The 12,121-nt window shown below is 61.6% G+C and carries 10 protein-coding genes and 1 riboswitch; of the genes, 7 read left to right on the top strand and 3 right to left on the bottom strand.

Going from position 1 to position 12,121, the window contains the following annotated elements; translation table 11 throughout:
• Window positions 1–185: 185 nt before the first annotated feature.
• Both ahcY and metK read right to left on the bottom strand, forming a co-directional pair.
• Window positions 186–1,610, bottom strand: a complete 1,425-nt coding sequence (gene ahcY / locus LSO07_RS02615) for an adenosylhomocysteinase (protein WP_070258574.1) — start codon at window positions 1,608–1,610, stop codon at window positions 186–188.
• 27 nt (window positions 1,611–1,637) lie between these two features.
• Window positions 1,638–1,706, bottom strand: a riboswitch (S-adenosyl-L-homocysteine riboswitch).
• Window positions 1,707–1,834: 128 nt separating this feature from the next.
• The gene (metK, locus tag LSO07_RS02610; protein ID WP_151092186.1) at window positions 1,835–3,001 is read right to left on the bottom strand and encodes a methionine adenosyltransferase; all 1,167 of its coding nucleotides are present in this window, start codon (window positions 2,999–3,001) and stop codon (window positions 1,835–1,837) included.
• A 188-nt stretch (window positions 3,002–3,189) separates the two neighbouring features.
• On the opposite strand from metK, the gene LSO07_RS02605 reads away from it, so the two are divergent.
• From LSO07_RS02605 to dapF, 3 genes are read left to right on the top strand one after another with little or no spacing between them, the layout of a single operon-like run.
• Window positions 3,190–4,059, top strand: a complete 870-nt coding sequence (locus tag LSO07_RS02605; RefSeq protein WP_070280037.1) for a lysophospholipid acyltransferase family protein — start codon at window positions 3,190–3,192, stop codon at window positions 4,057–4,059.
• Window positions 4,056–4,931 (top strand): LpxL/LpxP family acyltransferase, encoded by an 876-nt coding sequence (locus tag LSO07_RS02600; protein ID WP_034783539.1) that lies wholly within the window; start codon window positions 4,056–4,058, stop codon window positions 4,929–4,931. The genes LSO07_RS02605 and LSO07_RS02600 overlap by 4 nt, the downstream gene beginning before the upstream one ends.
• An 11-nt stretch (window positions 4,932–4,942) precedes the next feature.
• Window positions 4,943–5,806: a diaminopimelate epimerase gene (gene dapF, locus LSO07_RS02595; RefSeq protein WP_151092184.1), complete on the top strand. Its 864-nt coding sequence runs from the start codon at window positions 4,943–4,945 to the stop codon at window positions 5,804–5,806.
• 24 nt (window positions 5,807–5,830) lie between these two features.
• On the opposite strand, the gene LSO07_RS02590 is transcribed toward dapF, so the two are convergent.
• The gene (locus tag LSO07_RS02590; RefSeq protein WP_151092182.1) at window positions 5,831–7,333 is read right to left on the bottom strand and encodes a tetratricopeptide repeat protein; all 1,503 of its coding nucleotides are present in this window, start codon (window positions 7,331–7,333) and stop codon (window positions 5,831–5,833) included.
• A 415-nt stretch (window positions 7,334–7,748) separates the two neighbouring features.
• Between LSO07_RS02590 and LSO07_RS02585 the strand changes: the two genes are divergently transcribed.
• The 4 genes from LSO07_RS02585 (at window position 7,749) to LSO07_RS02570 (ending at window position 11,891) form a co-directional block, all read left to right on the top strand.
• Window positions 7,749–8,837 carry a porin gene (locus tag LSO07_RS02585; RefSeq protein WP_151092180.1) on the top strand — a complete coding sequence of 363 codons (1,089 nt, stop codon included), beginning with the start codon at window positions 7,749–7,751 and terminating at the stop codon, window positions 8,835–8,837.
• 179 nt (window positions 8,838–9,016) lie between these two features.
• Window positions 9,017–9,694 carry a DUF484 family protein gene (locus LSO07_RS02580; RefSeq protein WP_151092178.1) on the top strand — a complete coding sequence of 226 codons (678 nt, stop codon included), beginning with the start codon at window positions 9,017–9,019 and terminating at the stop codon, window positions 9,692–9,694.
• 7 nt (window positions 9,695–9,701) lie between these two features.
• The gene (locus LSO07_RS02575; protein WP_151092176.1) at window positions 9,702–10,649 is read left to right on the top strand and encodes a tyrosine recombinase XerC; all 948 of its coding nucleotides are present in this window, start codon (window positions 9,702–9,704) and stop codon (window positions 10,647–10,649) included.
• Between the two features lie 135 nt (window positions 10,650–10,784).
• On the top strand, window positions 10,785–11,891 hold the full coding sequence (locus tag LSO07_RS02570; RefSeq protein ID WP_034783549.1) for a CobW family GTP-binding protein: 1,107 nt from the start codon (window positions 10,785–10,787) through the stop codon (window positions 11,889–11,891).
• The last annotated feature ends 230 nt before the right edge of the window (window positions 11,892–12,121 follow it).

Raw genomic sequence — 12,121 nt, 5'->3', positions numbered from 1 at the left:
ATGATAATCGACCGGCGACGGCCGGACTGTTCAGATTACACAAGTGAGTCTCCTTGCCTCGCGAACCGTAGCGAGCGGATGCGCGGCGTGGCCGAGAAGCGCAGCTGTACGAAGGTACAGCTGTAGCACAGTGAGCATCGCCGGCCGCGCCCCGCGCCGCGCAGTAGGTTCATGAGGCAACCATCTTAGTAACGGTAGTGCTCGGGTTTGTATGGACCTTCCGTGCGCACGCCGATGTAGTCGGCTTGCTCTTGCGTCAGTTCCGTCAGCTGCGCATTCAACTTTTTGAGTTGCAAACGAGCGACTTTTTCATCCAGGTGTTTTGGCAGGGTGTACACGCCGACCGGGTAGTTGGCCGTGTTTGCGTACAGTTCGATCTGGGCGATCGTCTGGTTGGCGAACGACGAGCTCATCACGTACGACGGGTGGCCCGTGCCGCAGCCGAGGTTGACCAGGCGGCCTTCGGCCAGCAGGATGATGCGGCGGCCCGACGGGAAGATGATGTGGTCGACTTGCGGCTTGATGTTTTCCCACTCGTATTGCTTCAGCGAAGCAACATCGATTTCATTGTCGAAGTGACCAATGTTACAGACGATGGCCTGGTCTTTCATGCGCGTCAGGTGATCGTGCGTGAGGATGTGATAGTTGCCGGTGCAAGTGACGAAGATGTCGCCGTGTTCGCACGCGTAATCCATGGTCACGACGCGGTAGCCTTCCATCGCCGCCTGCAGTGCGCAGATCGGATCGACTTCCGTTACCCATACCTGCGCCGACAGGGCGCGCATGGCCTGGGCCGAACCCTTGCCGACGTCACCGTAACCGGCGATGACGGCCACTTTGCCGGCGATCATGACGTCGGTGGCGCGCTTGATGCCATCGACCAGCGATTCGCGGCAGCCATACAGGTTGTCGAATTTCGATTTCGTGACGGAATCGTTCACGTTGATCGCAGGGAAAGCCAGCTTGCCTTCCTTGTGCATCTGGTACAAACGGTGCACGCCGGTGGTGGTTTCTTCCGTCACGCCGAGGATTTCCGGCAGGCGCTTCGAGTACCAGGTCGGATCGGCCAGCAAGTGTTTCTTGATCGAGTTGAACAGGCAGATTTCTTCTTCCGAACCTGGATTCGCCAGCACCGACAGGTCGGTTTCCGCGCGCACGCCCAGGTGCAGCAGCAGGGTGGCGTCGCCGCCATCGTCGAGGATCATGTTCGAGTAGACAGCCTTGCCGTCCACGTTCGGCCATTCGAAGATGCGGTGCGTGTATTCCCAGTAGTCATCCAGCGACTCGCCCTTGACGGCGAACACAGGCGTGCCGGCGGCAGCGATGGCGGCGGCGGCATGATCTTGCGTGGAGTAAATGTTGCACGATGCCCAACGCACTTGCGCGCCCAGTGCTTCCAGGGTCTGGATCAGCACGGCGGTCTGGATGGTCATGTGGATGGAACCGGTGATGCGCGCGCCTTTCAGAGGCTGCGCTGCCGCGAATTCTTCGCGGATGGCCATCAGGCCAGGCATTTCCGTTTCAGCAATCTTGATTTCTTTGTCGCCCCATGCGGCCAGAGTGATATCGGCGATGGTGTAGTCGTGTTGCGATTTGAGTACGGCGTTCATCACGCCCTCCTTTCAGTTGTTGAAAAAGGTACGTGAGCGCAGTTGCAGGATATTCCGAGCCTGGCGAATTTCTTCGTCGCAACGCTCCTCGGACGGGGGATTTTATCATTGTCAAGGCTGGCGCGCCAGCTTGTTCGCCATACATTGCCACGTAACAACACATAAAAAAAGCGCCCGCGGCCAGCAGGCCGGGGCGCTTTTCTTGCAAGTCTGACTAGACTAGATTACTTCAGGCCGGCAGCGTCGCGCAGCAGGGCGACCTTGTCCGTGCGTTCCCACGTGAATTCCGGCTCTTCGCGGCCAAAGTGGCCGTAGGCGGCGCTCTTCTGGTAGATCGGGCGCAGCAGGTCGAGCATTTGCACGATGCCTTTTGGACGCAAATCGAAATGTTCCAGCACCAGCTTGGCGATTTCCGCGTCGGGAATCACGCCCGTGCCTTCCGTGTAGACGGTGATGTTGATCGGCTTGGCCACGCCGATGGCGTAGCTGACCTGCACCTGGCATTGGCGCGCCAGGCCGGCCGCGACGATGTTTTTCGCCACGTAGCGGGCCGCATAAGCTGCCGAACGGTCGACTTTCGAAGGATCCTTGCCCGAGAACGCGCCGCCGCCGTGCGGGGCTGCGCCGCCGTAGGTGTCGACGATGATCTTGCGGCCGGTCAAACCGCAATCGCCTTGCGGACCGCCGATGACGAAACGGCCCGTCGGGTTGACGAGGAATTTGGTCTCCGTCAGCCATTCGCGCGGCAGGATCGGCTTGATGATCTCTTCGATGACGGCTTCTTCGATCTGCTTGTGCGAAATTTCCGGCGCATGCTGGGTCGACAGCACGACCGTGTGCACGCCGACCGGACGGCCATCGACGTAGCGCAGGGTCACTTGCGATTTCGCGTCCGGACGCAGCCATGGCAAACGGCCATCCTTGCGCAGCTGCGACTGGCGCTCGACCAGGCGGTGCGCGTAGTGGATGGCGGCAGGCATCAGCTCGGCCGTTTCATCGCAGGCGTAGCCGAACATCAGGCCCTGATCGCCAGCGCCTTGATCCAGGTCAATCCCCGCACCTTCATCGACGCCTTGCGCGATGTCCGGCGACTGCTTGTCGTAGGCCACCAGCACGGCGCAACCCTTGTAGTCGATGCCGTATTCCGTGTTGTCGTAACCGATGCGTTTGATGGTTTCGCGCGCAACTTGAATATAATCCACATTGGCGTGGGTGGTAATCTCGCCAGCCAGCACCACCAGACCCGTGTTGCACAGGGTTTCGGCAGCCACGCGGGCGGCTGGATCCTGGGTCAGGATGGCGTCAAGGATGGCGTCGGAAATTTGATCGGCAACCTTGTCGGGATGGCCTTCCGAAACGGATTCGGAAGTGAAGAGATAGTCGTTTGACATTGCAAGCTCCTGTTTACTATGTGAATGTTCTGTCGCAGTAAAGAGGATTTTGCCTGCGACGCTTTAGCGAGATTTATATTCCGCATCGCAAGTTGTCTATTAACTCAGCGGTTACTGCATACGTGGTATTTTACGCTTCTTAAAAAATTTTGGCACGGCAACACGCCATTCCTGGAAACCGCTTATACATGTTAGTCCCAATTTTCCGCTTCCTGTCCATCTTTCCCCTGCCCGTCCTGCATGCTCTGGGCACTGCGCTTGGCTGGGTGATTTACGCCATTTCCCCTTCCTACCGCCGCCGCATGCGCGAGAACATGCAAGGTGCGGGGTTTTCGCAACACTTGCACGCGGCCGTGGCCGAAGCGGGCAAGAGCGTGCTGGAATTGCCCTTCATCTGGTGCGCGCCAGCCGAGCGCGTGGCGCGCCATGCGACGGTGGAAAACTGGGAACTGGTGGAAAAAGCGCTGCAGCACGGCCGCGGCATCGTCTTCCTGACGCCGCACCTGGGCTGCTTTGAAATCGTCGCCCAGCAAATCGCCCTGCGCACGCCGCTCACCGTGATGTACCGTCCGCCCAAGCGCGCCGCCTTGAAACCGCTGATCGAAGGGGCCCGCGCGCGCGAAAACCTGATGCTGGCGCCGGCCAACATGTCGGGCGTACGCATCTTCGCCAAATGCCTGAAAAAAGGCCAGCCCATCGGCCTGCTGCCCGACCAGGTGCCGCAGGAAGGCGAAGGCGTGTGGGCCGACTTCTTTGGCCGTCCCGCCTACACCATGACCCTGCCGGCCAAGCTGGCGCAGATGGGTGGCGCCGAAGTCATCATCACCTACGCGGAACGCCTGCCGGGCGGGCGCGGCTATATCGTGCATTTCGTGCCCTTCACCGAGTCCCTCGACAGCACCTCGGCGGAGCAGGCGCGCACCATCAATGCCGCCATGGAACAATTGATCGCGCGCAGCCCGGCGCAATACCTGTGGAGCTACAACCGCTATAAAGTGCCGCGCGGCGCGCCGCCGCCCACGCCCGCGACGCCGAATGCCGCCGGGGAGCAGGCATGAGACTGCTGATCGCCTTCATGTGGCTGCTGCACTGGCTGCCCCTGCCCATCCTCGGCCGTTTCGGCGTGGCCGTCGGCAGCCTGCTGTTCATCGCCATGCCCACGCGGCGCAAGATTGCCCTGACGAATCTGCGCCTGTGCATGCCGGAATTGACGGAAGCCCAGCGCGTGGCGCTGGCGCGCCAGCATTTCCAGGCCTATTCGCGCAGCGTGTGGGAACGCAGCATCCTGTGGTGGTCGTCGGAAGCGCGCCTGAACCGCCTGATCAAAAAGGTGCCCGCCTTCCCGGGCCAGCAGATCGCGGCCAAGCCAACCATCCTGCTGTGCCCGCACTTTGTCTGCCTCGATGTGGCCGGCGCCGCCACGGCCATGGAAATTTCCGCTTCGTCGATGTATGTGCAGCAAAAGAACGCCGCCTTCGACCAGGCCTTGCGCAACGGCCGTTCGCGCTTCAAGCCGCCCAAGCTGTTTACGCGCCAGGACGGCATCAAGACGATTCTGCGCGCGCTGCGCGACGGCTTGCCCTATTTCATGCTGCCGGACATGGATTTCGGCGAGAAGGATGCGGAATTCGTGCCCTTCTTCGGCGTGCCCGCCGCCACCCTGACGGCCACGGCGCGCCTGGCGCTTGCCGCCAAGGCGCAAGTCATTCCCGTCATCGCCACCTTCCTGCCCAATTACCAGGGCTGGCAAGTGACCTACTATCCAGCGTGGGATGACTATCCGGGCGACGACATCACGGCCGCCACGCGCCGCATGAACGCATTCATCGAAGAGCGCGTGCGCGAAGCGCCGGCCGAGTATTTCTGGACGCATAAACGCTTCAAGACGCGTCCGGAAGGCGAAGCGTCGTTCTATAACCAGCACAAGTGATACGGCAGACCATGAAACTCCAATTTACCAAAATGCATGGCGCCGGCAATGACTTCATCGTCATCGACGCCATCCATCAAGATATCGACTTCACGCCAGCCCAGTGGCAGCGCCTGGCCGACCGCCGTTTCGGCATCGGCGCCGACCAGATCCTCGTGGTGGAAAAGCCGCGCCTGCCCGGCTGCGATTTCCGCTACCGCATCTATAACAACGATGGCGGCGAAGTCGAGCAGTGCGGCAATGGCGCGCGCGCCTTCGTCAAGTTCGTCAGCGAAAAAGGGCTATCCAGCAAGGACAGCATCCGCGTGGAAACCATGGCCGGCGTCATCGCGCCACGCCTGGAGCCCGATGGCAGCATCACGGTCGACATGGGCGCGCCGGTGCTCGACCCCGCGCTGGTGCCGTTCGATGCGAACGGCCTGGACGGTGTAGCGCAAGGCAACGACACCGTGTGGCCGCTGGACCTGGCGCTGCCGGGCCAAACGTCGCCCGTGCTGGTGTCCGTCGTCTCGATGGGCAATCCGCATGCCGTGCAAGTGGTCGAGGATGTCGATGCGCAAGACCTGGAAGTGACGGGCCCGCGCATCGAGCACCACCCGCGCTTTCCCCGCAGGGTCAACGCCGGCTACATGCAGATCGTCGACCGCCAGCACGTGAAACTGCGCGTGTTTGAACGGGGTGCGGGCGAAACCCTGGCATGCGGCACGGGCGCCTGCGCCGCCGCCGTGGCCGGCATCCTGCGCGGCTTGCTCGATTCCCCCGTGCGCATCAGCGCGCGTGGCGGCGAACTGTCGATCGCCTGGCAAGGCGACGGCCATCCCGTCCTGATGACGGGCCCGGCCGTGACCGTGTTCGAGGGCACGATCGAGCTGTAAACGGGTGAAAGTGAGCAGTCATAGTCAGGCCGCCAGGAACTGCTGTTCCTGTGCGACATCGAGTTCGGCCAGGTAGCACTTCAGGCGGTACAGGCGCTGCCGGTAATTGCCTTCCGGCCCCGCCACACCGCAATCGACGCGCTCGAACAGGCGCACCACCTGATCGAGCAGCTGGCGCTCCTGCGCCGTGCGGATCAGTACCAGGCGCCGCTTGCCGCGCCCATGTGTGGCACTGATATCGATCAACAGACAATGTCCCTGGTCAGCCGCGTGGATATCGAGCAGCAGCGCCTCGGCACGCGACAGATGGAAGCAGCGCGCCAGTTCCAGCCGCGCCGCCAGCAAGGGGTGGCTCTGGCCCAATTGCCGCAAGTGCCCATCGGCCTGCATGGCGGTGCACTGACCCCAGTCGCCGGCTTCGCCCTGCGGCGCGATCTTTGCCAGCGCCGCCTCCGCTTCGCGGCTGCCTTGCGCCTGCGCCTGCAGCAGCCAATACGCGGCCCGCACATCATTGTTGACGCCATCGCGGCGATTGCGCCAGGCATGCATGCCGCACTCGAGCTGGGCCGGGCCATGCCCCAGGTCGGCGGCACGCTCCAGGCAGGAATGGGCTTCGACCACATTGCGCTGGGAAAATTCCGGTTTCGTGTAGATGCGCGACAGCACGAACCAGGCTTCGGCCAGCCCCTGCTCGCCAGCCTGCGTCAGCCAGCGCACGGCACGCTTGAAATTGGCCGCGCCATTGCGCGTGGCCAGCCGCTGGCCATGCGCATCCATGCGCGCATAGCCGAGCCCCAGCTCCAGCTGCGCCGTGCGGTCGCCGCCATGCGCTGCCAGCTCGCAACACTGCCAGCCTTCGGCGTCGCCGCCAGGCGCCAATGCTTGGGCACAACGCGACAGCAACAGCACCTGCTGCGCGTCGAGGGCGATCGTGCGCGCACCGGCCGCCGCCTGGCGCTGCAGCAACTCGCGCGCCAGCGGCAAGCCTTGCGACAGGAATCCGGCATGGTTGCCCTGGCGCCATGCCTGCTCCAGCCAGGCGTGCAGCGGCGCGTCGCCATCGATGGCTTTCTCGCCAGCCAGGCCGGTGTCCCGCCCGGCAGCGGCAAGCGAGCCATCTTGCATGGATAACAACCATTGTGCATCGGGCAAGCCGGCGTGCACGGCGGCATCCAGCGCCACGCGCGCCTTGGCGCGCAGGGATTCACAGTGACTGGCGGCATTGCCCAGCACCAGCTGCGCCAGCACCAGGCCCGCCTGCACCAGGCCTGCATCGAACGCCTGCGCGTAATAGGGAATCAGCGCCTTGGCTGCCGGTTGCGCCACTTCGAACGGCACGTGCGTGCCAATCAGCAAGCACGCTTCCTCGCTATCCTCCTGGGCCGCCCGCGCCAGCCAGTGCAAGGCCGTGGGCAGGCTTTGCGGCACGCCCTGTCCAAACAGATACACCCGCCCCAACGCCAGCTGGCAGGCAACATCGCCCGCACGTGCGCCCTTGATCAATCCTAATGTTTCGCGATTTGCCATCGATTCTCGATATTGAGTCAATGATTCTAATAATAGTGAGCCGTCTCCAGGCCCATCAACGCAGGCCTTCCCTTAGTGTACCGTCCTTGTGTCATAAATCCGCCAAAGCCGCCTCAAGAACTTGATTCAACGCAACAATGTCCTGGCGCGGACATGCCAATATGGCAAGGCGCCGCCAGCGTGGCGGTGGGAGAACGCTGTCCATCGGCGCAGGATCGGCAGAAACCGCGCGTTACAAAAATACAACAGGGGCATGCAGTTATGCCGCTTTTCACCAATCTTTTCACGCACATTTGACCAATCCCGCACGTCTTGCGCGCCGACGAATTAAGGTTCATTCATCGAAACGCGACAGTTAGCGTGTTTCAATCTGCTCGGATCTCGGACGGAACTCACTTTTAATAGGGAATAAGACATGAAAAAATCACTCGTTGCCCTCGCACTCTTCGGCGCCTTTGCCGCAACCGCACAAGCGCAGTCGTCCGTCCAAATCTACGGCACGATCGATGCAGGCCTGGGCAAAGCGACTGGTTCCACCACCGCTGTCACCAAGCGCGATAACAACAAGCTGGGTTTCAAGGGCACGGAAGATCTGGGCAATGGCTTGAAAGCCATTTTCCAACTGGAAATTCGCTATGAATCCGACACCGGCACCGTAGAAAACACGTCGGGCGCCAATTCGCGTCCACTGTTCCAGGGTCAAAGCCGCGTCGGCCTGCAAGGCGACTTCGGTACCGTGCGCCTGGGCCGTGGCCTGACCGCCTTCCAGGAATCGAGCACCGCGTTCGAACCATGGTCGGGCATGCCTACGCCAGCCGGTTTCCAGACCGACCTGACCGTTGCCGGCTACAGCAGCGATCCGCTGAGTGCAGATGGCAATTCGCGTAACCGCTTCTCGAACGCCGTGTTCTACAACTCGCCAGTCATCAGCGGCTTCCAGCTCAACGCCACCGTGGCCGCCAAAGAAGCAAACAACAATTCAGCCGTCCCAGCTCGTGCGCCAGGCAACGCAGTAACATTTGCCTCGGGCAACTATGCATTGCCGGGCAATGTGGCGCCAGCATCGAATCCGTACTCGATGTCCCTGACGTACACATCGCCTGGATTTGCCGCCATGGCAGCCTATGAGCGCAATGGCGTACAAGCCAAACTGTGGTCGGTTGCCGCCTCGGTCAATCCGATTCCTGAGCTGAAAGTCATGCTGTCGATCCAGCACCAGAACGATGATGAATTCAAAATCATCAATACCGGTACCAAATCGTGGGTATTGGGCGCCAACTACGATGTCGGCCCAGGCAAGATCCGCGCTGGCTATGGCCAGAAAGCCCCGGATGGCGTCGTCAAAACCAAGCAAGCATCGCTGGGCTATGACTACAATCTGTCGAAACGCACCTATGTCTACGCAGATATTTCGAACAAGAAAGCAGCCGCTGCTAATAGCCTCAACTACACCGTTGCGAAAACCGTCAACTACATCGGCGTCGGCGTACACCACAATTTCTAATGGCCCGCCTGTCACCCTTCGCGGGTGACAGCTGACCAGGAAATACAAAGCGGCATGGGCAACCATGCCGCTTTTTTCATGGGCACGCGGAAAATGCACGGGCGCCATGCCCTTTGCGCCTATGCCGGCGCACTCTCGGTTAGAATGAAGTGTTCAACTTTCACTGACAGATATTCTCAATGACCGCCACACTCGATTCCAGCACCGTCGCCCAGTACCTGAGCGAGCACCCGAATTTCTTCGAAGAGCATACCGCTCTGCTCGGCGAGGTCAAACTGAGCAGCCCGCTGACGGGACGCACCATCTCGCTGCAGGAGCGGCAGATGGAAGTGATGCGCGACAAATACAAGGCGCTCGAACTGCGCATGTCAAAGCTGAGCCGCGTGGCCGAGGAAAATGGCGACATCGCCAGCAAGTTCCACGGCTGGAACCAGGCCATGCTACAAGTGCGCAACGATACGGACATGCCGCGCGTGCTGGTCGACGCCTTGCAAAGCAATTTCGACGTGCCCTACGTCAGCCTGCGCCTGTGGCAAGTGCTGCCGGAACACGCCAACGGCTGGTTCACGGAAGATGTCACGGCCGATGTGCGCATGTTCGCCAACAGCCTGCAAACGCCGTACTGCGGCAGCAACCGCGATTTCGAAGCCGTGCACTGGCTGCAGGCCGATAAGATCGAATCGACCGTCATGATCGCCCTGCGCGCGCCCGGCACGACGGGCACCTTCGGCTTGCTGGTGCTCGGCTCGCCCGACAGCGAGCGCTTTACGTCCAGCATGGGCACGGACTTCCTCGTGCATATCGGCGCCACGGCCAGCGCCGCCCTGGCCGCGCTGCGCGCCGGCACGCCTGCCTGAGAACGCCATGGGCGACACGCGCGGCAAGGCCGAGTGGCTCGACGCCTACCTGGCGCAGCTGGCCACGCAGCGCAAGCTGTCGCCGCATACGCTTGATGCCTACGGGCGCGACCTGCGCGCCTTGCTGGAACTGAGCGGCAACACGCCCTGGACGGCTCTTGCGCACAACGAAGTGCGCCGCTACACGGCCAAGCTGCACGCTGGCGGCCTCGACCCGCGTTCCATCGCCCGCAAGCTGTCGTCGTGGCGTGGCTTCTTCAACTGGCTCAGCGGCGAGACCCAGCTCGACGCCAATCCTGTCGACGGCATCCGCGCCCCGAAGCGGGCCAAGACCTTGCCGAAAGCCCTGTCGGTGGATGACGCCGTGCGCCTCGTGGCGCCCGCGCAACACCAGCAAGGCGCCGCCGAGCCGGAACAACTGTGCAACCGCGCCATGTTCGAACTGCTGTATTCGAGCGGCTTGCGCGTGTCCGAACTGACCAGCCTGGACACCCATTACTGCAAGGCCGACGGCGACCAGCCCGCCTCGCTGGGCTGGCTCGACATGGCCAGCTTCGAAGTCATCGTCACGGGCAAGGGCAGCAAGATGCGCAAGGTGCCCGTCGGCAAGGCGGCCCTCGTGGCCTTAACGGCCTGGCTGGGCGTGCGCCCGCCGGCGGCCGATGGCAGCGCTGCCTTGTTTTTAAGCACGCGCGGCACGCGCATCTCGCCGCGCGTACTGCAGCTGCGCCTGAAGGCGCATGCGCTGGCGACGGACATTCCCGCCAACGTGCACCCGCATGTGCTGCGCCACTCGTTTGCCTCGCACGTGCTGCAATCGTCGGGCGACTTGCGCGCCGTGCAGGAAATGCTGGGCCATTCCAGCATCACCTCGACCCAGGTTTACACGGCCCTCGATTTCCAGCACCTGGCGCACGTGTATGACCAGGCGCACCCGCGCGCCAAGCTCAAGTAGGCAGCCGCTCCCGCTGGACGGCCTGATCCATATCAAGCGGATGGGCGCGCATTTGCAAGCTTTTGCAAAATTCCGGCATAATCGTCCGCATTCTTCCGCTTGCGCGGCGGCACCACCGATTACAAGGCATCTCTCATGGCACTGATTCCAACCACCATCCTCACCGGTTTCCTGGGCGCCGGCAAAACCACCTTGCTCAACCGCATACTGCAGGAAGACCATGGCATGCGTATCGCCGTGATCGAGAATGAGTTTGGCCAGGAAAACATCGATAACGAGATCCTGGTACAGGACAGCAACGAACACATCATCGAGATGAACAACGGCTGCATCTGCTGCACCGTGCGAGGTGACCTGATCGTGGGCCTGACGGAACTGGCGCGCAAGCGCGACGCCGGCTTGCTGGCATTCGACCGCGTCGTCATCGAAACGACGGGCCTGGCCAATCCCGGTCCCGTGGCACAAACCTTCTTTGTCGACGAAGAAGTGGGCAGCCACTACATGCTCGACGCCATCATCACGGTAGTCGATGCCCGCCATGCCATGAAGCAACTGGACGAATACGAGGAAGCCCAGCGGCAAGTGGGCTTTGCCGACAAGCTGCTGCTGTCGAAAACCGACCTCGTCAGTGAAGAGGACGTGGCCGCCCTGACGCGCCGCCTGAAGCGCATCAATCCACGCGCGCCCATCGCCAAGGTCGATTTCGGCCGCGCGCCGCTGGCCGAAGTACTCGACATCCGCGGTTTCAATCTGAATGAAAAGCTGGAACTGGACCCGGATTTCCTGGCCACAGAAACGGCGCACGTGCATGATCACGACAAGGCGCACGACCATGCACACGGACATGGACATGAGCATGAGCATGAGCATGGTCATAAGCACGAGCACAGCGACGCCTGCGCCACCGATTGCGGCCATGCCGACCACCACCATGCGCAGCACAGCGACGATATCGCCGCCTTTGTTTTCAAGAGCACGCAACCGTTCGACAGCGCCAAGCTCGACGAGTTCCTCGGCGGCCTGGTGCAAGTGTATGGCCCGCGCATGCTGCGCTACAAGGGTGTGCTGCTGATGCAGGGCGCCGAGCGCAAGGTGGTCTTCCAGGGCGTGCACCAGCTGATGGGCAGCGACCTGGGCGCCAAATGGGGCGAAAACGAAGTGCGTGGCAGCAAAATGGTATTTATTGGCAAGAATCTACCAAAAGACATTTTTATTCGCGGACTCGAACAATGTTTGGTATAAACTAGCCGGGTTTTGCAAAGTATCCGTTGCAAAGCAGAAACAAAAGGGAAAGTTAAGCACGCTTTCCCGCTGTCCGACACCCATCTTGCTGGCATAAACCAACAAGTAGCCGTTTCTGATCGGCTAGTCAACAAATCGGGATGGCAATATAAGGCAAAGCGTGCCAAAATCAGCGACGAAAACGGCCCATGTCGTTCGCCTGTCATGAAATGCTGGCAAACTGCCGCTGG

Source organism: Janthinobacterium sp. PLB04 (assembly GCF_021165895.1).
Lineage (GTDB): Bacteria > Pseudomonadota > Gammaproteobacteria > Burkholderiales > Burkholderiaceae_D > Janthinobacterium > Janthinobacterium lividum.
The sequence above is the reverse complement of the archived record's forward strand: the minus strand, read 5'-3'. Positions and strand labels throughout refer to the sequence as shown.

What these genes read in the sequence shown, in the direction of transcription:
- dapF (WP_151092184.1), top strand. Translation starts at nt 4,943, where the DNA reads ATGAAACTCCAATTTACCAAAATGCATGGCGCCGGCAATGACTTCATC.
- LSO07_RS02600 (WP_034783539.1), top strand. Translation starts at nt 4,056, where the DNA reads ATGAGACTGCTGATCGCCTTCATGTGGCTGCTGCACTGGCTGCCCCTG.
- LSO07_RS02575 (WP_151092176.1), top strand. Translation starts at nt 9,702, where the DNA reads ATGGGCGACACGCGCGGCAAGGCCGAGTGGCTCGACGCCTACCTGGCG.
- LSO07_RS02585 (WP_151092180.1), top strand. Translation starts at nt 7,749, where the DNA reads ATGAAAAAATCACTCGTTGCCCTCGCACTCTTCGGCGCCTTTGCCGCA.
- LSO07_RS02590 (WP_151092182.1), bottom strand. Translation starts at nt 7,333, where the DNA reads ATGGCAAATCGCGAAACATTAGGATTGATCAAGGGCGCACGTGCGGGC.
- metK (WP_151092186.1), bottom strand. Translation starts at nt 3,001, where the DNA reads ATGTCAAACGACTATCTCTTCACTTCCGAATCCGTTTCGGAAGGCCAT.
- LSO07_RS02580 (WP_151092178.1), top strand. Translation starts at nt 9,017, where the DNA reads ATGACCGCCACACTCGATTCCAGCACCGTCGCCCAGTACCTGAGCGAG.
- LSO07_RS02605 (WP_070280037.1), top strand. Translation starts at nt 3,190, where the DNA reads ATGTTAGTCCCAATTTTCCGCTTCCTGTCCATCTTTCCCCTGCCCGTC.
- ahcY (WP_070258574.1), bottom strand. Translation starts at nt 1,610, where the DNA reads ATGAACGCCGTACTCAAATCGCAACACGACTACACCATCGCCGATATC.
- LSO07_RS02570 (WP_034783549.1), top strand. Translation starts at nt 10,785, where the DNA reads ATGGCACTGATTCCAACCACCATCCTCACCGGTTTCCTGGGCGCCGGC.